At 65.5% G+C, this 20,171-nt stretch carries 24 protein-coding genes; 9 read left to right on the top strand and 15 right to left on the bottom strand.

Going from position 1 to position 20,171, the window contains the following annotated elements; translation table 11 throughout:
* The first annotated feature begins 33 nt into the window (after positions 1-33).
* The 3 genes from EA346_RS05300 to EA346_RS05290 all read left to right on the top strand — a co-directional run bounded on the left by EA346_RS05300 (position 34) and on the right by EA346_RS05290 (position 1,391).
* A complete protein-coding gene (locus EA346_RS05300; protein ID WP_296756484.1) occupies positions 34-162 on the top strand; it encodes an entericidin A/B family lipoprotein in 129 nt (42 codons plus the stop codon).
* Between the two features lie 66 nt (positions 163-228).
* Positions 229-801, top strand: coding sequence for a 1,6-anhydro-N-acetylmuramyl-L-alanine amidase AmpD (ampD, locus tag EA346_RS05295; protein WP_296756482.1), 573 nt, complete (start codon positions 229-231; stop codon positions 799-801).
* Positions 798-1,391, top strand: a complete 594-nt coding sequence (locus EA346_RS05290; protein ID WP_296756382.1) for a histidine phosphatase family protein — start codon at positions 798-800, stop codon at positions 1,389-1,391. Before ampD ends, EA346_RS05290 begins: the two co-directional genes overlap by 4 nt.
* Here EA346_RS05290 and EA346_RS05285 read toward each other — a convergent pair.
* On the bottom strand, positions 1,388-1,717 hold the full coding sequence (locus tag EA346_RS05285; protein WP_296756381.1) for a DUF2322 family protein: 330 nt from the start codon (positions 1,715-1,717) through the stop codon (positions 1,388-1,390). The two genes, EA346_RS05290 and EA346_RS05285, sit on opposite strands and share 4 nt — an antisense overlap.
* A gap of 144 nt (positions 1,718-1,861) precedes the next feature.
* Between EA346_RS05285 and EA346_RS05280 the strand changes: the two genes are divergently transcribed.
* Positions 1,862-2,626: an inositol monophosphatase family protein gene (locus EA346_RS05280; protein WP_296756480.1), complete on the top strand. Its 765-nt coding sequence runs from the start codon at positions 1,862-1,864 to the stop codon at positions 2,624-2,626.
* Between the two features lie 50 nt (positions 2,627-2,676).
* Here the strand turns inward: EA346_RS05280 and fis are convergent, their stop codons facing one another.
* The 13 genes from fis to EA346_RS05215 all read right to left on the bottom strand — a co-directional run bounded on the left by fis (position 2,677) and on the right by EA346_RS05215 (position 14,389).
* A complete protein-coding gene (fis, locus tag EA346_RS05275; RefSeq protein WP_296756478.1) occupies positions 2,677-2,958 on the bottom strand; it encodes a DNA-binding transcriptional regulator Fis in 282 nt (93 codons plus the stop codon).
* Between the two features lie 45 nt (positions 2,959-3,003).
* Positions 3,004-4,002: a tRNA dihydrouridine synthase DusB gene (dusB, locus tag EA346_RS05270; RefSeq protein ID WP_296756380.1), complete on the bottom strand. Its 999-nt coding sequence runs from the start codon at positions 4,000-4,002 to the stop codon at positions 3,004-3,006.
* Between the two features lie 19 nt (positions 4,003-4,021).
* Positions 4,022-4,516 (bottom strand): DUF3426 domain-containing protein, encoded by a 495-nt coding sequence (locus EA346_RS05265; RefSeq protein ID WP_296756377.1) that lies wholly within the window; start codon positions 4,514-4,516, stop codon positions 4,022-4,024.
* 361 nt (positions 4,517-4,877) lie between these two features.
* The gene (gene prmA, locus EA346_RS05260) at positions 4,878-5,762 is read right to left on the bottom strand and encodes a 50S ribosomal protein L11 methyltransferase (protein WP_296756375.1); all 885 of its coding nucleotides are present in this window, start codon (positions 5,760-5,762) and stop codon (positions 4,878-4,880) included.
* Positions 5,759-7,105, bottom strand: coding sequence for an acetyl-CoA carboxylase biotin carboxylase subunit (gene accC, locus EA346_RS05255; RefSeq protein WP_296756373.1), 1,347 nt, complete (start codon positions 7,103-7,105; stop codon positions 5,759-5,761). Before accC ends, prmA begins: the two co-directional genes overlap by 4 nt.
* 24 nt (positions 7,106-7,129) lie before the next feature.
* A complete protein-coding gene (gene accB, locus EA346_RS05250; protein WP_296756371.1) occupies positions 7,130-7,585 on the bottom strand; it encodes an acetyl-CoA carboxylase biotin carboxyl carrier protein in 456 nt (151 codons plus the stop codon).
* Positions 7,586-7,591: 6 nt separating this feature from the next.
* Positions 7,592-8,035 carry a type II 3-dehydroquinate dehydratase gene (aroQ, locus tag EA346_RS05245; protein WP_296756368.1) on the bottom strand — a complete coding sequence of 148 codons (444 nt, stop codon included), beginning with the start codon at positions 8,033-8,035 and terminating at the stop codon, positions 7,592-7,594.
* Positions 8,036-8,514: 479 nt separating this feature from the next.
* Positions 8,515-9,081: a TlpA disulfide reductase family protein gene (locus tag EA346_RS05240; RefSeq protein WP_296756366.1), complete on the bottom strand. Its 567-nt coding sequence runs from the start codon at positions 9,079-9,081 to the stop codon at positions 8,515-8,517.
* Positions 9,078-11,372 (bottom strand): protein-disulfide reductase DsbD, encoded by a 2,295-nt coding sequence (gene dsbD / locus EA346_RS05235; protein ID WP_296756364.1) that lies wholly within the window; start codon positions 11,370-11,372, stop codon positions 9,078-9,080. Before dsbD ends, EA346_RS05240 begins: the two co-directional genes overlap by 4 nt.
* A complete protein-coding gene (gene cutA, locus EA346_RS05230; protein WP_296756362.1) occupies positions 11,360-11,704 on the bottom strand; it encodes a divalent-cation tolerance protein CutA in 345 nt (114 codons plus the stop codon). The genes dsbD and cutA overlap by 13 nt, the downstream gene beginning before the upstream one ends.
* 2 nt (positions 11,705-11,706) lie before the next feature.
* Positions 11,707-12,507 (bottom strand): efflux RND transporter periplasmic adaptor subunit, encoded by an 801-nt coding sequence (locus EA346_RS05225; RefSeq protein ID WP_296756361.1) that lies wholly within the window; start codon positions 12,505-12,507, stop codon positions 11,707-11,709.
* 14 nt (positions 12,508-12,521) lie between these two features.
* Complete coding sequence (locus EA346_RS05220) at positions 12,522-13,799, bottom strand: TolC family protein (protein ID WP_296756476.1); 1,278 nt, start codon at positions 13,797-13,799, stop codon at positions 12,522-12,524.
* A gap of 47 nt (positions 13,800-13,846) precedes the next feature.
* Positions 13,847-14,389 carry a thioredoxin family protein gene (locus EA346_RS05215; RefSeq protein WP_296756359.1) on the bottom strand — a complete coding sequence of 181 codons (543 nt, stop codon included), beginning with the start codon at positions 14,387-14,389 and terminating at the stop codon, positions 13,847-13,849.
* Positions 14,390-14,554: 165 nt separating this feature from the next.
* Here EA346_RS05215 and EA346_RS05210 point away from each other — a divergent pair, with 165 nt between their 5' ends.
* From EA346_RS05210 to EA346_RS05190, 5 genes are all read left to right on the top strand, one after another.
* Positions 14,555-15,031 (top strand): FxsA family protein, encoded by a 477-nt coding sequence (locus EA346_RS05210; RefSeq protein WP_296756357.1) that lies wholly within the window; start codon positions 14,555-14,557, stop codon positions 15,029-15,031.
* A gap of 230 nt (positions 15,032-15,261) precedes the next feature.
* Positions 15,262-15,552, top strand: coding sequence for a co-chaperone GroES (groES, locus tag EA346_RS05205; RefSeq protein ID WP_296756355.1), 291 nt, complete (start codon positions 15,262-15,264; stop codon positions 15,550-15,552).
* Positions 15,553-15,607: 55 nt separating this feature from the next.
* Positions 15,608-17,266: a chaperonin GroEL gene (gene groL / locus EA346_RS05200; RefSeq protein ID WP_296756353.1), complete on the top strand. Its 1,659-nt coding sequence runs from the start codon at positions 15,608-15,610 to the stop codon at positions 17,264-17,266.
* Positions 17,267-17,553: 287 nt separating this feature from the next.
* Positions 17,554-18,180: an OmpA family protein gene (locus EA346_RS05195; protein ID WP_296756351.1), complete on the top strand. Its 627-nt coding sequence runs from the start codon at positions 17,554-17,556 to the stop codon at positions 18,178-18,180.
* Between the two features lie 186 nt (positions 18,181-18,366).
* Positions 18,367-19,329: a sigma-54 dependent transcriptional regulator gene (locus tag EA346_RS05190; protein WP_296756474.1), complete on the top strand. Its 963-nt coding sequence runs from the start codon at positions 18,367-18,369 to the stop codon at positions 19,327-19,329.
* Between the two features lie 231 nt (positions 19,330-19,560).
* On the opposite strand, the gene EA346_RS05185 is transcribed toward EA346_RS05190, so the two are convergent.
* Entirely contained in the window at positions 19,561-20,061 is a 501-nt protein-coding gene (locus EA346_RS05185) for a nitrous oxide reductase accessory protein NosL (RefSeq protein ID WP_296756350.1), read from the bottom strand.
* Positions 20,062-20,171 lie beyond the last annotated feature (110 nt).

The following is a 20,171-nucleotide window of genomic DNA, read 5'->3' as shown; positions in this document are numbered from 1 at the left end:
AACATGCGACGAATCAAGGTTTTTGTAATCCTGATGCTGGGGCTGCTTGCCTTTGCCATCACCGGCCTGAGCGGCTGCGGCACCGTTGAAGGTTTCGGCAAGGACGTGCAGAGGGGGGGCGAGGCCATCGAGGGCGCGGCGGATCGCAACAAACCCGACTGACCGGAAGTCGCCGTAGCGATGCGCCGGGTCCTCGAGCCCACCCCGCACGCGCGGGGCGGCGAGCCCATGGGTGAGGCCGGCGCAACGGCCGGCCTGTGGTGGCCGGAGGCGGGTGTTTGTCCGAGTCCCAACCATGACGCCAGGCCGCTCGGCGTCGAGCCGGAGCTGATTGTCATTCATGCGATCAGTCTGCCGCCAGGAAATTTTGGCGGCCCCTTCATCGGGCAGCTGTTCACCAACACCCTGGATCCACAGATGCACCCCTTCTTTGCGGAGATCGCGGATCTTCGGGTCTCGGCGCATGTGGTGATCGGGCGTGATGGCCGCGCGACCCAATTCGTGCCCTTCGATGCGCGCGCCTGGCACGCCGGCGTTTCGAGCTGGAACGGCCGCGCGGGCTGCAACGACTTTTCCATCGGTATCGAGCTGGAGGGCTGCGACGATCGCCCGTTCACCGAGGCCCAGTATGCGGCGCTGGTACGGTTGATCCGCTGGCTGAGGGAGCGGTTTCCCCGGCTGGCCGCCGAGGCGGCCATCGCGGGACATTCGGATATCGCGCCCGGACGCAAGACCGACCCAGGCCCCCACTTCGACTGGGCCTACCTGGCCGGGCAACTCAAGGGAGACCTCACCGCATGATCATCGACCTGCTGCGCCACGGCGAACCCCGCGGTGGCGTCCGTTTTCGCGGAAACGGTTGTGACGATCCCCTGAATGAACAGGGCTGGCGGCAGATGTGGCAGGCCGTGGGCGAGTCGGTGCATTGGCCCTGGGATATGGTGCTGTCTTCGCCGCTGGCACGGTGCCGTGACTTTGCCGAGGCACTCTGCGCGCGCAAGCCGACGTCCCTGCGGATCGTCACCGACCTGCGCGAGGTGGGGTTCGGCGACTGGGAGGGCTGCACCCGGGACGAGATCCGGACAGGGCGGCCGGAACAATACCGGGCCTTTTACGCCGACCCCGTTGTCAATCGACCGCGTGGAGCAGAACCCCTGGTGGATTTCCGCCGACGGGTGGAATCGGCGCTCGCCTCCGAGACGGCCGCGGCGGGTGCCGGTCGTCTTCTCGTGGTCACGCATGCCGGCGTCATCCGCTCCGCGATCGGATGGGTTTTGGCGACGCCGGATGCACAGCTTTATCGCCTGGAATGCGAATACGCGAGCATGAGCCAGATCCGTCTCGATGCCGAGCGTGGCTGGACCGTCGCGTTCACCAACCGCCGGGATTAAGGCGCCGGTCGGGACGGGCGGCCCGCATCCTTCGGCACGGCATTCACCGAGAGGTGGCCATCGTTGGCAATGATCTCGAACAGGCGGTCGATGTTCGGGTGTTTTCCGGGATTCTTCCGCGCATCCTCGGCGTGGTCGCCATAGCGGAGCAGGGCCGAGTTGGCGGCCTTCGGACCGATTCCACCGAAGGCAATCGCTGCCTTGTAATAGATCTGCAGCGACAACCGCTGCCCCTCGCGGTTTTCGATCACCGCGACCGGTGTGTAGTCCTCGTCGAACAACTCCAGCCGATCGATGTGGCTGATGTCCGGAAGATCGCTGGCCATGAACGCATCCCCTGCTCGGAGTGTTGGCTGGATTATCACGGGTCGGCAAGGGCGCTACAAGCGGGTCCGGATGCGGCTTGACCGTCGAGGCAGTACACTCGCCGCTTTTGCGAAGGGAGCCAGGAAATGACGCAAAGCCCACTCATGGCCACTGCCCAAGCCGCTGCCGACGCCGCGGAGAAGGTGATCCGCCATTACTATGAGGCTGGCGTCGAGATCGAGATCAAGCCGGATGCCACACCGGTCACCCGTGCCGACGTGGAGAGCGAGGAGGCGATTCGCGCGGTCATCCGGGAGCGCTTCCCGGATCATGGTTTCTACGGGGAGGAGACCGGGCAGTCGGACATCGACGCGGATTACGTCTGGCTGATCGACCCCATCGACGGCACCAAGAGTTTCGTGCGTCGCTACCCGCTGTTTTCCACCCAGATTGCCCTGATGCACCGGGGCGATCTCGTGCTCGGTGTCTCGAATGCACCGCTTTTCGGCCAAAGGGCCTGGGCGGAGAAGGGGCAGGGGGCGTTTCTGAACGGTCGGCGTATCCAGGTTGCGCCGACGACCACGCTGGAGGAGGCCACGCTATCGACCGGCAACCTCAAGACCCTGGCGCTGAGCCCCTGTTGGGCGGATCTGGGCGCTCTGGTGGCGCAGGTGAATCGTGTGCGCGGTTACGGCGACTTCTATCATTACCATCTGCTGGCCAGTGGCAGCATCGACCTGGTGCTGGAATCGGATGTCAATATTCTCGATATCGCTGCCCTTGCAGTGATCGTGCGCGAAGCAGGGGGAGTGTTCACGGACCTCGCTGGCCAAGCGCTGAATCTCGGTACCCGCGACGCGCTGGCTGCGGCCAACCAGGGCCTGCACGATGCCGCACGCGCCTGCCTGCCCTGGTCGCACGCCCGCTGAGACGTCGGGCGCAGGACAGGGGCGACCGCGGCCCCGTTCCGGCACCGCGATCAGATCAGTTCGTGGGTGCGCAGCTTCTTGCGCAGGGTCGCGCGATTCAATCCCAGAAGACTTGCGGCCCGGGTCTGGTTACCGCCGCAATGTTCGAGCACGCAGGCGAGCAGCGGCCGTTCGACCTCGGACATCACCATGGTGTAGATGTCACCCGCATCCTCGCCGTCGAGGTTGGCGAAGTAGTCATCCATCGCGGTTTTGACATACTCCGCGAGCCGGCAGGTCGGGGCGATCGACTCCGGTGCGTTACCCATCCCTTGGTCTCGTGCAAACTGCATCAAGGAGCTCATGCGGCTTCTCCCCCCCTGGGATCGCTTGCCTTCTTATTGTAGTTCGGTATCCGGCCAGGGTGCGGCGACTGCAGATGCGCCGAACAGCTGCGATAAAGCGGCCAGCTGTCCGTGGGCATCGACGATGGCAAGGAACCGACGCCGGTCCACCCCCGGCCTGTTCCGTGCAAGATACCAGCCTATGTGCTTGCGCGCGATACGCAGGCCCTGCTCGGGGCCGTATTGGCGGTGCAAGGCCATCACGTGTTCGAGTACCAGCCGGGCCAGCGCCGGACCCACCGGCGCAGGCGGGATCGGTCGACCGCTGAGCGCGGCCCGGATCTGGCCGGGCAACCAGGGCCTGCCCTGGGCGCCACGACCCACCATCACGCCGGCCGCGCCGGTACGCTGGATCACGGCGCGGGCCTGTTCAGGCGTGGTGATGTCGCCATTGGCGAGGACCGGGATGGCAACGGCATCGACCACGCGGGCAATCGTGTCGTAATCGACCTCGCCGCGGTAGCCGCAGGTCCGGGTACGGCCGTGCACGCTGATCATCGCCACCCCCGCGGACTCGGCCAGGGTGGCAACCCGCACTGCGTTCAGGTGGTCACGGTCGATGCCCAGGCGCATCTTCAGCGTGACGGGCACCGATACCGCGGCGGTCAGGGCCCGCAGCAGTCGCTCCACCAGCGGTTCGTCCGCAAGGAGCGCTGACCCGGCTGCCTTGTTGCAGACCTTTTTCGCGGGGCAGCCGAGGTTCAGGTCGATGATGTCGGCACCATTCGCCACGTTTTCCTGCGCTGCCATGGCCAGCATCCCAGGCTCGTTGCCCAGGAGCTGCACGATCCTCGGGCCGGGTTCGCCCCGATGATCGAGGCGGTTGCGGCTCTTCGCGGTATGCCAGAGGCGGGTATCCGATGTCACCATCTCCGAAACCGCTGCGCTCGCGCCAAGGCTTCGGCACAGCATCCGAAACGGCCGGTCGCTGACACCCGCCATCGGTGCGAGGAAGACGATCGGGTCGGCGAGGTGGTGGTCACCGAGGATCATCGTTGTGGGCCCTTGCGTGTCACCGCACCCAGACCGCGATTCCCTCGACCTCGCCTTCCGGCGTGTCGATCACCAGCCGAAGCCGTCGTACCTCACCCGGCTCGAGCATGTGGATCGCTTCCGGCGCGGGATTGGACAGTCCGAGGTACTCGTTGGGGTGCCAGCGTCCCAGGCTGAGTGTCTGGCCAAAGCGGTCGGACAGGACCATCTCCAGCAATGGCCAGGGCTGTGGTCGTTGCAGGTGGTTGGTGACATGCATTTCCACGCGCAGCCAACCCTGCGCATGACGTTCCAGTTGCAGCGCGTCGACGCCGATTGCGCTTGGGACCCGCCGGCCCGGACCGGAACAGCGCAGATGCAGGCACAGGCTGTCACTGATGGCCAGCAGTTCAGGGTGGGCTGCGAGCGCGGCTCTCTCGTGCACCAGGAACTGTCCGACCAGTGTCGCGATCAGCGCCAGCCCCGCGAGGAAACCCGCCAGGCGCAGCGGCCAGTCACCCGATTCAGTCGGCACGGCGGCCCGGGGTTGAGCAACCGGAACTCTCCCGGCAACCGCCGTACGGCGGGGCTGCCCCACGAGCTCGATTTCAAGCGCGGGGAAGAACGGAAAGGTCTGGCTGCATGCGGGGCAGCGTTGCGTTCCGGGGTTGTGCCCGGGATGGTAGCGGACCGCATGGCCGGCGCCGCAATGCGGGCAGCGAATGATCATGGCCCACCAGTGGGCCATGCGGAAAGTTCGGTATCAGATCGCGGCGCCAGACACGCCGGCGCTGCGTTGGGCAAGTTTGAAATAGAGTGGCTATTCCTGCACTTGCCCGCCTTGCTCCGGCGCGTCTGGCTGTGCTCCATAGTTACCGAACTTCCCGCATGGCCCACTAGCGCCGCCGTCCCTCGAGCAGGACCCATCCTTCGCGTTCGTCCCCGATCTGAATCTCGAAGCCATCGCGGTAGGCTGCCATGACCGTTTCGGCCTGCCAATCCAGTAGTCCGGCCATCAGCAGCCGCGCGCCGGGCCGGGCGCTGCGGGTCAGGGTCGGCGCCAGCGCCACCAGGGGCGCGGCGAGGATGTTGGCCAGGATCAGGTCGAAGGATTCTGCCGGCGGTGCGACGTCCGCGAGCGTGGTCTCGAGTTGGCTGCTGGTGATGCCGTTACGTTCCGCGTTGGCGCGGGTCGCCTGCAGCGCCTGTGGGTCGATATCGACCCCCAGCGCGGATGCTGCACCCAGCTTCAGCGCCGCGATCGCCAGAATGCCCGAGCCGCAGCCATAGTCGAGTACGCGTTGCTCGAGCGGAGGGGTCTGCGCGAGCGCCGCGAGGCACATGCCCGTGGTTGGATGGCTGCCGGTCCCGAAGGCAAGTCCCGGGTCCAGATGAACAAACACACCGCCCCGCACTTCCGGCAGCGCTTCCCAGGACGGAACGATCCACAGCTTGCCCCCGCAGTGAATCCGGGTCAGCCCGGCGAGCCCGGCTCGAACCCAGTCCTGCTCGGCGATGGGCGAGACGCGCGCAACCGGCGCCGCGGCGCCGTCCGCGACCTCCAGTGCCGCGGCGGCAATCTTCGCCTGCAGGCTGTCGGTGAAGATGGCCTTGATGCGGATGGCCGACCAGAGGGGGTGCGTTCCGGGGGGTGGCTCGAACAGGGGTTCATCACCGGCGTCGAACAATTCGACACTGACTGCACCGAGCGCGAACAGCCGTTCCTCGACGGGTTCCGCCTGATCGGCCCGGATCTCGAGTTCCAGTTCGACCAGGCTCACGGGTGGTTCTTCAGCTTCTTTTCCAGATAATGGATGTTCGTGCCGCCCTTCTGGAAGTGCGCGTCACTCAACAGGTCGATGTGTAACGGAATGTTGGTCTTTATGCCGTCGATCACGATCTCCCCGAGTGCCCCCCGCATCCGCGCGATCGCGATCTCTCGAGTGGGGCCGTGGGCAATCAGCTTGGCGATCATGGAGTCGTAGTACTGAGGCACGGTGTAGCCGCTGTAAAGATGCGTGTCCACACGGATGCCAGGCCCCCCCGGGGCATGGTACTGGCTGACCGTCCCGGGGCTTGGGAAAAACTTCACCGGGTCTTCCGCGTTGATGCGGCATTCGATCGCATGGCCGTTGATGTGGACATCGGCCTGGGCGATGGACAGCGTTTCGCCAGCGGCGATGCGGATCTGCTCCCGGACCAGATCGATCCCGGTGACCTCCTCCGTCACCGGATGTTCGACCTGGAGTCGCGTGTTCATCTCCATGAAGAAGAACTCGCCGTTCTCGAACAGGAACTCGAAGGTGCCGGCGCCGCGGTAACCGATTTCCTGGCAGGCAAGGATGAGGCGCTGGACCATCCGCTCGCGCATCTCGGGAGTGATGCCCAGCGCAGGTGCCTCTTCGATGACTTTCTGGTGGCGCCGCTGCATCGAACAGTCGCGCTCACCGAGACAGACCGCGTTGCCATGGGTGTCGGCCAGGACCTGGAATTCCACGTGGCGCGGATGCTCCAGATATTTCTCCATGTACACGGCGTCGTTGGCGAAGAATTGCTTGGCCTCGTTTTTGGTCACCGCAATGGAACTGAGCAGGGACCCCTCGGTGTGCACCACGCGCATCCCGCGGCCACCTCCGCCCCCCGACGCCTTGACGATCACCGGATAGCCGATCTTGTCCGCCAGGCGCATGTTCTCATCGGGGTCGTCACCGAGGGCGCCCCCGGAACCGGGGACGCAGGGGACCCCGGCGGCAATCATCGCGTTCTTCGCCGAGACCTTGTCGCCCATCAGCCGGATCGTCTCGGCGCGCGGCCCAATGAAGGCAAAGCCGCTGGATTCCACCCGCTCGGCGAAGTCTGCGTTTTCGGACAGAAACCCGTAGCCCGGGTGGATCGCGCCGGAATCGGTGACCTCTGCAGCCGAGATGATCGCGGGGATGTTCAGATAACTCTCGGTCGACGACGCGGGCCCGATACAGACGGATTCGTCGGCCAGGCGTACGTGCTTGAGATCACGGTCCGCCTCCGAGTGCACGGCTACCGTGGCGATACCCATCTCCCGGCAGGCGCGGAGAATCCGGAGCGCGATCTCGCCCCGGTTGGCGATCAGGATCTTTTCCAGCATGAGAAGCCTCGCGTCGCCGGCCCGTTATTCGATGATGAACAGGGGTTGGCCGTATTCCACCGGATGGCCGTTTTCCACCAGTGCTTCGCGAACGGTGCCGGCCTTGTCGGCCTCGATCGGGTTCAGCATTTTCATCGCTTCGATGATGCACAGCGTATCGCCCACTTCGACGGCGGAACCGACCTCCACGAAGGGTCTTGCGCCGGGGCTGGGAGCCCGGTAGAAGGTGCCCACCATCGGTGCGGTGACCCGGTGCCCTGGCAGCTCCTTCGCAGCGGTCTCGGCAGGCGCTGTGGCAGCTGCGACGGGTGCTGCGGCGGTCGGGGCGACAGACATCGGCATCGGCGGCGCAAAATAGCCCTGGGGTCCGGACGCCGCTCGGGTGATGCGGACCGATTCCTCGCCCTCGTGAATCTCGATCTCGTTGATCCCGCTTTCTTCCAGCAGGTCGATCAATTTCTTGACCTTGCGAATGTCCATGGTGAACTAGGGCTCCTCGATAGCTGCAATGGCGGCGTCCAGCGCCAGCCGGTAGCCCGTTGTGCCAAGGCCGGCGATCGTCCCCGAGGCGATGTCCGCCAGGTAGGAATGGTGCCGAAAGGCCTCGCGGGCATGGATGTTGGTGATGTGGATCTCGATGAACGGAATGGCCGTCGCCAGCAGCGCATCACGCAGGCTGACGCTGGTGTGGGTCAGTCCGCCCGGATTGATCAATATCCAGGACACCTGCTCTGCGACTGCGGCATGGATACGGTCGATCAACGCACCTTCGTGATTGCTCTGGAAGCAGGCGAGTTGGTGTCCGGCGCGGGTTGCCTGCGTGGACAGCGTGGCCTCGAGTTGGGCCAGCGTCGTGGCGCCGTATCGCGCCGGCTCACGGCTCCCGAGCAGGTTCAGGTTGGGGCCGTTCAGCAGCAGGAGTTGAGCCATGGGCGGGGGGTATCGGTTGCGATCCGGTCATGAATCTGTGGGAAACGTGCAACAATTGCGCGATTCCGATGTTGCGATTCTGCCGCAGCCGGGTGGCTCTGTCCAGCGGGACGGAGCTGTTTTGCGATTCCAATGAGGCGTGCCCGAAGGCTGGCATTCAGCAGGGCAACCGAAGGGAGTGGTGCGGTTTTCCGCCCGCGCGACGGTACGTCCGCACGCCTTGCTGCTGGGTGACGAGGCTCCGAAAAACGGCCAACTGTAGGTCGGGTTAGCCCAACGGGCGTAACCCGACGGGCCTCGCACCCCACCCATGGGCGCAAAATAGCGTCGTCCCCGGGACGTCGTCGGGTTACGCTGCGCTAACCCGACCTACAGAAGCTTCACACTCAAGACCGCAAAGCAGCGTCGTCCCCGGGACCCCGGCACGTCGGGTTACGCTGCGCTAACCCGACCTACAGAAGTGGGCCGTGGCTTTCACGCTAGAGGTAGAGCCGCAGCCAGTTGTCGAGGTCAGCCTCGGAGACTTCGCCGCGGTGGGTTTCGCGGACGAGGCCATCACGGTCGATGATGACCGTGTAGGGCAGCGCGCCGATGCGGTTTCCGTATTCGCGGCCCGCCGCGACGGCGTCGTCCTGACCGATCAGGATCGGGAACTCGATGCCGAAGGTGTTGATGAACGCCTTTGTCTCCGCGAGTTCGTCCACCGCGACGGCGACGATCGTGAATCCCTGATCCGCGTACTCCTCGTAGCGCTCCTGGAACATCGGCATCTCCTTCTTGCAGGGCGGACACCAGGTCGCCCAGAAATTCAGGAGTACCAGATCCCCGTCCCACTCGCTGAGTTGCCGCGCTTCGCCGTCCAGGTCGGGCAGCGCGAAGTCGATACGCCGAAACGGCTCCGGGCCTGCCGCCGCCGTCTCCGCCGTTCCCCCGCTGGTGTCGCCCGTTCCCGCGCCTTCGTCGGGGGTGCCGCAGGCGGCCAGGGTAAAGGCCGAGATCCCGGCGAACAGGGCAGCCAGCGCTTTGTGGTGCAGGCAGCGGATCATGGCCGGACACCGATGCTTTGCTCGACGTGGGCGAGGAACCGCTCGGCGTTCATGTAGCCCACTGCACGATAGTTGCGCAGTTCCCTGCCGTCCTCATCGTAGAAGATCATGGCAGGCGGGCCGAACAGGTTGAAAGCGCGCATCAGATCACGATGCTCCGAGGTGTTGGCCGTCACGTCCGCCTTGAGCAGATGCACTTGGCTCATGGCCTGGATCACGCGCGGATCCTGGAAAGTCGTGCGCTCCAGCCGCACGCAGTCCACGCACCAGTCTGCATAGAAGTCCAGGAAGACCGGCTCGTTGCGCTCCTGTGCCGCCGCCACCTCTCGTTCCACGTCGGCAATGCTGTCGACCTTCGTGAACTCCATCTGCGTCGCGCGCTGCACGCCGTCGGCGCCGACGACCATGGTCGCTGGGGTGCTCAGGCCGGCGAGGGGCCGGAACATGTCCTTGCCTCCGGTGGCTGCACCAATCATCAGGATGACCCCGTAGACCAGCAGCACCAGCCCGACACCCTTCCAGAGCGTGCGCCAGCCCGAGGCGCTCTCGGGGACCGACTGCAACGCACCCATGTAGATGGCGGTCACGATGAACAGGCTGGACCAGAGGAACAGCGCGGCCTCGCCGGGGATCACCCGCTCGAGCAGCCAGACACCCATCGCCAGCAGGCCGACCCCGAACACGGCCTTGACCGCATCCATCCACGGCCCGGCCTTCGGCAGGATCTTGCCGGCGGAGGTGCCGATGGCGAGCAGCGGCGCGCCCATGCCCATGCTCAGCGAGAACAGCGCGATGCCGCCCAGTACCGCATCGCCGGTCTGGCTGATGTAAAGCAGTGCGCCGACCAGGGGTGCGGTGACGCAGGGGCCGACGATCAGGGCCGCCAGGAAGCCCATGATTGCCGCGCCCACCAGGGTGCCGCCTTGCTGCTTGTTGCTCAGGTTGGCCAGCCTGCTCTGGATGCCGGAGGGCATCTGCAGTTCGTAGAAGCCGAACATGGACATCGCCAGCGCGATGAACACGAGCACGAAGCCGCCGATGATCCAGGGGTTCTGGAAGGCCGCCTGCAGGTTGGCCCCGGCGAGTCCCGCGAAGACCCCGGCCAGGGTGTAGGTGAAGGCCATCGCGAGGACGAACGCCAACGAGATGAAGAAGGCCTTGCGCGTGGTCAGGTCCTTCTGCCCGACGATGATGTTCGACAGGATCGGGATCATCGGAAACACGCAGGGGGTGAAGGTCAGCAGCAGGCCAAAACCGAAGAACGCCAGCGCCACCAGCCAGATGCGGCCGTCGGCGAGCTGCGCGGCGATGCGGTCCTGCTCGGTCACCGGGCCCGTGTCGATCGTGGCCCGCTCGGTGCCGATCGCGGGCAGATCGTCGGCCTCGTCGGCGAGGGTTGCAGCGAAGGTGACGGCGACGTCCTGGGTCAGCGGTGGGTAGCAGACACCGAGGTCGGCACAGCCCTGGTAGTCGACGGCCAGCACGATCTCGGCGACATCGTCGGCGCCGCGCAGCACCGGCACCAGGATCTCGACGCTGTTGCGGTAGGTCTCGGTCTCCCCGAAGAACTCATCCTCGATCAGGGTGCCGTCGGGCGGGTTCACCGGCCCCAGCTCGATCCCCTCGCCCTCGGCGATCCGGAATCCCAGCTTGTCGCGGTACAGGTAGTAGCCCTCGGCGATGTCGAACCGCACGATCACGGCATTCTGGCTGATGGCCCGGGCGCTGGCGGCGAAGGCGATCTCGGGCTCGAGCAGTTCGTTGGCTTCGCCGAAATCGCCGGTGATTGCGCCCAGCGTCTCCAGAGCCGACCGGCTGCGCGGCTGTTCCGCGCGCGGGGTCGGCAGTTCCGGCAGCGTCAGGCTGACGGTCTGGAAGTGCGGGGGGTAACAGACGCCGAGGTCCGCGCAGCCCTGCGATCGTGCGGTCAGTTCGATCTGGCGGTCTTCGGCCGCGAGCACCGGCAATTCGATGTCGATGCGGTTGCGGTAGGTCTCGACCCGTCCGAAGAACTCGTCGTCCTTCACCGTTCCGTCGGGAATGCGCGGCTCTCCGAATTCCAGGCCGCTGCTCTCGGGCGTGAACCGGAACTGCTCGCGGTACATGTAATAACCGTCGGCAATGTTCCAGCTGATCCGAAGGGTGTTGCCATCGATCGCCTCGGCCTCGATGGCGAAGGCCTCGTCGGGGTCGAGCAGATCGTCCTCGAACAGCGCAGTCGCAAGGCCCGGGACCAGCGTCAGCGTCAAGAGCAGGAGAGAGAGCCAGTGCCTGAGGGTCATCGGGTGCATTGTTGAATCCAGTCTAGATAATCGGGCAGGCCCGCCGTGATCGGCAGGGCGATGATTTCGGGTGTGTCGTAGGGATGCCTTTGCACCAGCCAATCCTGCAGAGTGCCATACCGGGCCACGGTAGTCTTGATCAGCAGGGTGTGCTCCCGCGCCTCTTCGACCTGCCCCTGCCAGAGGTACACCGACCGTCCGGCAGGTACAACATGGACACAGGCGGCGAGCCGTTGTTCCACGGCCTCTCCCGCGAGCAGCCGCGCCGTGTCCTCGTCATCGACGGTGGTGATCACCAGCAGGGGTTGCGTTGGTTCTGGTCGGTCCACGGCGGAAGCCACGGTTATTCGTCAGCGACAGCGGGCAGGGAAACCCGTGCGCTCTGGCCGGCCCGCAGTCGGGCGGTCTCGGGTGCGGAGAAATGGACCGCCAGACGATAGCCGTCGCCGAAACCGATGTCCTCGACCTGCCAACCGACGCTGGCCACGGAGCCATCGAAGGCTTCCCCGGTATCCAGCCGGACGCGTGCCGGCTGACCCGGCTGCAGGCGCCCGGCGGTGTCGGCATCGACGGTGGTCTCTGCGCGCATCGGGTCCGTGCTGCCAAGGACGGCCAGCACCGCCGGCGCCAGCGCCGGACTGACCGCCTCTCCCATGGATACGGTTACCGAAAGGATGCGCCCCGCTGCCGGGGCACGGACCACGCTGTCCTCCAGATCGACGCGGGTCTTCTGCAATTCCGCATCGGCACGGGCCAGCCGGGCCGCGGCCATCGCGCGCTGGATGCGGCTCAGTTCCAGTTCACGCAGTGCGATCAGGGTGCGGTCATAGAGTTCTTCAGCGCGTTCGACCTCCCGGTCGGCCTCGGCAAGTTCCAGGTGCAGCCTTTCCCGTTCGGCCTCGCCGGCACGGGCATCGGCGCGCAGCCGGCGCGTGTCCAGCGTGAACAGCGTCTGGCCCTCGGTGACCCGGTCCCCTGGCTGGATGGAAATCTCCCGTACGATGCCGGCGAGCGGCGCCGAGACGGTATACCGCTGGCCCCAGTCGATCCGGGCCTCCCGCTCGTCGGCAGCAACCGGCTGGGTCAGCACCAGGCCAAGACCGGTCAGGGCGGCGGCAAGGATCAGGCTACGGGATGCACCCATGGTTCACGGCTCCATCAGGAATCGGGGGAGAACGGGCTCAGGGAACGATCGCCGACCATCAGCGCAAGGCGTTCGAAGGCCAGCGCCAGCGCGTACTCGGTAGCCGCGTTGAAATGTGCGGCAGCGCTCTGCTGGACCATGGAGTCCCCCAGGTCAGCGGCTTCCTCCAGGTCGTACAGCGCCCTGGCGCGGTCGATGTAAAGTTCGCGATAGTCCATACGCGCCGTCACCTCATCGCGCTGGATCAGCAGGGCCTCGATCTCGTAGTACAGGTCCCGCACCGCACTGCGCACCTCGGCCATGGCCAGATCGAGGTCGGCCTGCGCCTGGTGCCGCTCGGCGGTCGCCTGGCCTACCGCGGCGCTCAGGCGGCGGCCCTGGTACAGGGGGATTTCCAGCACCAGGCCGACGGCTGCCGGATTGCGATCGCCCCCGAATTCGCGCACCCACGCACCCACCTGTGCCTCCGCACTCAGGCGGGGCCGGTGCTGCGTTCGTGCTGCCGCCACCCGCCGTTGGGCCACTTCCACCTCCCCCCGGCGGATCGCGATTTCGGGGCTCTGGCGGTCCACCGCTTCGAGCAGGCGGCCGATGTCGGGCAGTCCCGGCAGGGCCAGCGGCAGGGCAGGCCCGAGCACCTGGGCCGGAGCCTCCCCCGGCCGGTTCAGTATTTCGCCCAGTTCCGCCCGGGTCCGGCGCTGCTCCTGCTGGGAACGCAGCCGGACCGCGCGCGCGGTCTGGTAGCGGGCCTCGAGTTCGAACAGGTCGATGTCCGAGACCTGGCCCAGCTCGTTGCGCTCCCGCGCGCGGTTCAGGCTGACGAAGGCCGAGGCCATGGCCTCGTTGTCGCGGGCGAACGCCAGGTCTGCGAGCAGGACATCGAAATACCGCTGCAGCACCGCCAGCCGGTGCCGGGTATGAGACAGCTCTTCTTCGGCGAGGCTGAGGTCGGCCTGGCGCTGGCTGGCCGCAATCCGGTTGCTGCTGTGACCGAAGTCGCTGAGCAGCTTGCGGGCGTTGACGACGGCCCGCGAGTCGTCGTTGCCGTCGACGGGGACCAGGTCGTTGGGGTCGACCCAGCGGGCCTCGAGACGAGCCTCCAGTTCGATGTCCGAAGCCGCCCGTTCTGCTTCCAGCTCGCGCTCGGCCCTCTCGCGCAACGCCCGGGCGCGGCGCAGCGAGGGGTAGTCGGCGTCGATGACCGCGAGGGCCGACTCCAGGCGCAGGGGCTGCGGCAAGGGCTCCTGGCCGGCATCCGCTGCGGCCGGCTGACCCGCGAGCAGGATGAGAATGACGGCCAGTGCCGGCGCAGGGGTCATCCGGGTCTGCATCGGTGTGTCTACCGCGCCTCCCGCTTGAAGCGTGTGAAGTTCATCTCTTCGTGGTGCCCCTCGGCGACGAATTCACCGAGTTGGAGGAATTCACGGACGTCGCGGGTCGCGCCGGTGAAACGGACGATCGGTTCGCCGTCGAGGTTGAAGAACTGGAATACCGGGGTCGCCCGCACCCGGAACTCGCGGAACGCGAAATCGGACTGGCGCATGGTGTTGCCCTGGAAGTCGGTGATCTCGACATCCCCCTCCACGTCGACGCTGAAGATCGCGAAGTGCTCCCGGAAATAGTCCTGGACCTCGGGCTGGTTCAGAACCTGCTGCTTCATCCGGTGACAGAAGGGGCACTCATCCATTTCAAAGAAAATCAGGATGGCCTTCTTGCCGTCCGCCCGGGCCTCGTCGAGTTCCTCCTGGAAATCCCCGAAGGTGGGTTGGAAGAAGTGGTCGTAGGGGTTCCGGGGATCGGCCGCAGCGAGGAGGCCGAGTGGGACCAGCGTCAGTGCCAGCAGGGCGAGCTGGAAAATGGTCCGGGTAGCGTGGGTCGTCATTCGGCAACTCCTGAAGCTGCAGACAGAGAAGGCAACCTACAAGACGGCCAGCGGTCCCCGAAAATTCCGCCGGGGCAGGGCGGCATCATAGCCGCTGCGTCGCTCCAACTCGACAGCGGTGGCACAAGAATGTTGCAATGAAAGGTCGCTTCCTGGGAGTTTCCGATGCGCCACCCCTTGATACCTCTGTTCGTGCTGCTGGGTGCCGTGCTCCTGGAAATCTATGGTTTCGCCTGGGTTGGCGGGACTGTCGGTGCCCTGTCGACCGTCATCCTGGTTGTACTCACCGCTGCCATTGGCCTTTGGATCTTCCGGATCCAGGGCATCACGCACTGGCGCCGCATGCAGCAGATGCTCTCGCAGGGTGAGATCCCGGCGCGGCATCTGCTGGAGGCCTGGCTGCTGATGCTGGCCGCGGTGCTCCTGCTGCTGCCCGGGTTTTTCTCCGATGCCGTGGGATTCGCCCTCCTTGTGCCTCCGATCCGCTCGGGGGCGGCCGGATGGCTGCTCAAGCGGCGTTCGGTCTGGGTGGCTGCCGCGCGGGGTTCGGCCAGTGCGCAGGGCGAGACCATCGAGGGCGAGTACCGCAAGCGCGAGAGCGAGCGCCTCCAGGACAAGCAGGATCAAAAGCACGATCAATAGCGTCGCTTTCCTGAGACCTGCCACCAGGACATTCACAGCCGCTTCGCTTCCATCATGCCTGCGCCGGTAACGGAATCCGGCGCACTCCATGGTTGGGGTCGCTACCGCCCCCCCTTGACAGACGCGGCTTTGATCCTATCATTAGCACTCATTCGGGCCGGGTGCTAACAGCGCCGCTGCCGAATCCCTCTCAACCCCTAAACAAGACTACTGGATAAGGAGTTCGCACCATGAATCTGCGGCCTTTGCATGATCGCGTCATCGTGAAGCGTATGGAAGAAGAACGCACGTCGCCGGGCGGGATCGTAATCCCCGACTCTGCGGCCGAGAAGCCCATCCGTGGCGAAGTCATCGCCGTCGGCAATGGCAAGATTCTCGAGAATGGCGAAGTCCGCGCCCTGGACGTGAAGGCAGGCGACAAGGTCCTCTTCGGCAAATACTCCGGAACCGAGGTGAAGGTCGATGGCAACGACGTCCTGGTGATGCGCGAAGACGACATCATGGCGGTCATCGAGGGCTGAGGCCCTCCCGCCGTCCGGTCACCCCAATCAAAATGGTTCAGGAGAGAATTCTGCTATGAGTGCGAAAGAAGTTCGTTTCGGTAATGATGCCCGTTCCCGCATGGTCAAGGGGATCAACGTCCTTGCCAACGCGGTCAAGGTCACCCTCGGTCCCAAGGGCCGCAACGTGGTCCTCGACAAGGCTTTCGGGTCCCCGTTCGTGACCAAGGACGGCGTGTCCGTCGCCAAGGAGATCGAACTCGAGGACAAGTTCGAGAACATGGGCGCGCAGTTGGTGAAGGAAGTCTCGTCCCAGACCTCTGACGCCGCCGGTGACGGCACCACCACCGCGACCGTGCTGGCCCAGGCCATCGTCCGCGAAGGCATGAAGGCGGTCACCGCCGGCATGAACCCCATGGATCTCAAGCGGGGCATCGACCGCGCCGTGATCGCCGCCGTCGAGGAACTGAAGAAGCTGTCGAAGCCCTGCACCGACAGCAAGGCCGTTGCGCAGGTCGGTTCGATCTCTGCGAACTCCGACGAGTCGATCGGCCAGATCATTGCCGAGGCGATGGAGAAGGTCGGCAAGGAAGGCGTGATCACGGTCGAGGAAGGCACTTCGCTGGACAACGAGCTCGATGTCGTCGAGGGCATGCAGTTCGATCGCGGCTACCTCTCGCCCTACTTCATCAATAACCAGCAGAGCATGAGTGCCGAACTCGAGGACTGCTTCGTGCTGCTGTACGACAAGAAGATCTCCAACATCCGCGACCTGCTCCCCGTACTGGAGGGTGTCGCCAAGGCCGGCAAGCCGCTGCTGATCGTGGCCGAGGACGTCGAGGGCGAGGCCCTGGCGACGCTGGTCGTGAACACCATGCGTGGCATCGTCAAGGTCGCGGCCGTCAAGGCCCCGGGCTTTGGTGACCGCCGCAAGGCCATGCTGCAGGACATCGCGGTACTGACCGGTGGTCAGGTGATTTCCGAAGAAGTGGGGCTGTCGCTGGAGAAGGCCACGATCGAAGATCTGGGTTATGCCAAGAAGGTGCAGGTCACCAAGGAAAACACCACGATCATCGATGGCGCCGGCAATGCCGGTGACATCAAGGCTCGCGTCGACCAGATCCGTGCGCAGATCGAGGAGGCGACTTCCGATTACGACAAGGAGAAGCTGCAGGAGCGGGTGGCCAAGCTCGCCGGCGGTGTTGCCGTGATCAAGGTCGGTGCTGCCACGGAAGTCGAGATGAAGGAGAAGAAGGCGCGTGTCGAGGACGCCCTGCATGCGACCCGGGCCGCGGTGGAAGAAGGCGTGGTCCCCGGTGGTGGCGTGGCCCTGCTGCGCGCGCGCGTAGCGATCGCCGACCTGACCAGCGACAATCACGACCAGGCGATGGGCATCAATATCGCCCGGCGTGCGATGGAAGAGCCGCTGCGCCAGATCGTGTTCAACTGCGGCGAGGAGCAGTCGGTCGTACTGAACAAGGTCCTGGAAGGTACCGGCAACTACGGCTACAACGCTGCATCCAGCGAGTTCGGCGACATGATCGAGATGGGTATCCTCGATCCGACCAAGGTGACCCGGACCGCGCTGCAGAACGCGGCCTCCGTGGCCAGCCTGATCATCACCACCGAGGCCATGGTGGCGGAGACGCCGAAGAAGGATGACAAGGGCGGCGCCGGAGCCGGCATGGATGACATGGGCGGCATGGGTGGCATGGGTGGCATGGGTATGATGTAAGCCCCTGCGGACGACCCGTCTGCATGAAGAGGCCCCGCAACAGCGGGGTCTTTTCGTTTCTGAGCGCTGACCTCCTGATCGTGCTGTCTCAAATATGTGACACGCGTTGCCATATGGACACATTTTTTTGCAAAAAGGGGTGCAAAACCGTCACCGTTGTGCCAATATCAAGGTGTTGCGGGATATCTGTCCGAATTGGCTTCCGTGTTTGGTTCGACCCGTGGAAGGTGCAGTGCAGGTGGGTCATTTTCCGGGTTATCCGGTTTACTTCTGAGGAGACTGAAAATATGCATAGCAAACTGATCAAGAATATCCTGGCGCTTTCTGCCGCCAGCCTGGCCCTCGGCGGTATGGCGTCCGTCAGCGCCGCTCCGCCTGCCAACATCACCGATTCGGCCGGTGCCACGGTGATGAGCGCGAGTGACTGCGTGCGTACAAGCCAGTGGAGCCCCGAGGGCGTAGTGGACCCGGCGTGCTCCGGTTACATCGAGCCTGTCGTGGCCCCCGCGCCCGCTCCCACGCCGCCGCCTCCGGCCCCGGCTCCCGAGTTCACGACCACCACGCTGAGCGCTGAGACGCTGTTCGACTTCGACAGTGCCACTCTGCGCGCGCAGGGTCGTGAAACGCTCCGTGAACTGGCCTCCACGCTGACCTCGGCTGACGTCACCTACACCTCGGTGTTGGTTGAAGGCCACACCTGCTCCATTGGTCCGGCGGCCTACAACCAGGGCCTGTCCGAGCGACGCGCCCAGAGCGTGGTTGACTACCTCGTCGGCGAGGGTGTCCGTCCCGACGCGGTCCGTATGGTCGGTTATGGCGAAGAGCGTCCGACCGCCGACAACGCGACCCGCGAGGGCCGTGAGCTGAACCGCCGCGTGGAAGTGACCACCGACGTTCGCAAGCGCGTCCAGTAAGTCTCCATACGACGCGCGTGTCCACCCGGCCCTGGGCCGGGTGGAGCGAGAGGGCCCCGCTTGCGGGGCCCTTTTTTTGGTGCGCCCAGCATGGGCGCGGGCGCTACGGGTCGTCCCGCTGACAGGTCCGCCGGACGCCGGATTTTGCTAGACTGAAGGGCCGCAGAAGACGCGATGGCACCTGTGATGCGCACCGAAACCATCCTCGGCCACTCCCCGGAACTGGAGGCGGTGCTGCGCGCCGCCCAGCTGGTCGCGAAGGTTGATTGCCCCGTGCTGATCCTCGGCGAGAGCGGCACCGGAAAGGAGGAGCTCGCACGGATGCTGCACCGGCTGAGTCCGCGCTCCGGTCGGCCCTTCATTGCGGTGAACTGCGGAGCGCTGCCCGCGGAACTCGCGGAATCAGAACTCTTCGGTCACCGGCGCGGTGCCTTCACCGGGGCGGACCGGGACCACCTCGGATTCGTGGGTGCGGCGGAGGGTGGAACCCTGTTTCTCGATGAGATCGGTGACCTGCCGCTGGCGCTGCAGCCAAAGCTGTTGCGTTTTCTCGAGCATGGCGAACGCCAGGCCCTCGGGGATCCCCGCGCCCGACGAGCGGACGTGCGGGTGCTGGCGGCGACCCACCGGGACCTGCACGCGGCCTCCGACCAGGGGTCCTTCCGCCGCGATCTTTTCTACCGGCTGCACGTGGTGCCGCTGGAACTGCCGCCGTTGCGCCTGCGCGGCAACGACGTGCTGCTGCTCGCCGCACACTTCCTGTCCGAATTCGCCCGGACGCACCAGACGGCGGCGCCGCGCCTGAACAGGTCCGCACGCCGTGCGCTGCTTGCCCATCCCTGGCCCGGTAACGTGCGCGAGCTACGGCACCTTTGTGAACGCCTCGCACTGCTGCTCCCGGGCCAGATGCTCGGGCCGGAAAACCTGGGTCTTCGGCACGGGAGCGGGGCGCGTCAAACGCCCTCCGGCGAGACCGGGAGCCTGGTGCAGCTGCCCGCGGAAGGCCTCGAGTTCGAGGCGCTGGAACACGACCTGCTCCGCCAGGCGATGGAGCGGACCCGGGGCTGCAAGGCCAGGGCCGCCCGTCTTCTCGGCTTGAGCCGCAATACCCTGCTGTACCGGCTGAAGAAGCACGCGATCGAGAGCTGATCGCCTGGTGGGCCATGCGGGAAGTTCGTTATCAGATCGCGGCGCCAGACACGCCGGCGCTGCGTTGGGCAAGTTTGCAATAGAGTGGCTATGCCTGCACTTGCCCGCCTTGCTCCGGCGCGTCTGGCTGTGCTCCATCGTTACCGAACTTCCTGCATGGCCCACTAGGGCAACGTTGAAGCAAGCTGCAGATCGCATTTGCAGCGCAGTGTGCGGTGAAAAGGGATGGCTTTATTCACCGCTTCCCTGGCGGACTTCGCCGGCATCCAACCGCTCCAGCAGCTCCGGCGTGACCTCGTCGAACCGCAGGATGCGGCTGCCGTGGTGATCCTCCATGAACTCTTCTGCGTCGGCCCGGGTTTCCAGTGGAACCAGTTCGTGGCCCATCGGGCCCAGCACGTCGGAGCCGATCACGTACCAGGCCGAATGGGCATCGATGCGCGTGAGCCCGTAGTACTCGGTCACACCGATCGCGCTGATCTCCCCGGTGCTTCGTCCCGGCGCATAACGCGGCAGATCGAACAGGTACTTGAACAGGTCCTTTGCACCATCGAAGTGATCCGCGTGACCGTCCTCGTACAGCACGGTGGCGATCCAGGCCGGGTAGCGAGCGACCAGCATCCCGCAGACCGGGCAGGTATCCCGCAGCTGCGGGTCCGGCACGTCGACGTCGGCGGCCGCTCCCGGCACCGGTGTCAGCAAAAGCAGAAACAGCAAAGCGATACCACGCATCACAACCTCCTACGGCCAGCTCGATTGGTTAGCGTGAAAGTCACGGCCCCGTTCGGTAGGTCGGGTTAGCGTAGCGTAACCCGACGTGCCGGGGTGCCGGGGACGGCGCT

This window comes from Thioalkalivibrio sp., from assembly GCF_007692535.1.
Taxonomy (GTDB): domain Bacteria; phylum Pseudomonadota; class Gammaproteobacteria; order Ectothiorhodospirales; family Ectothiorhodospiraceae; genus Thioalkalivibrio.
Note: the sequence above shows the minus strand (reverse complement) of the source record. Positions and strands in the feature narration are given on the sequence as shown.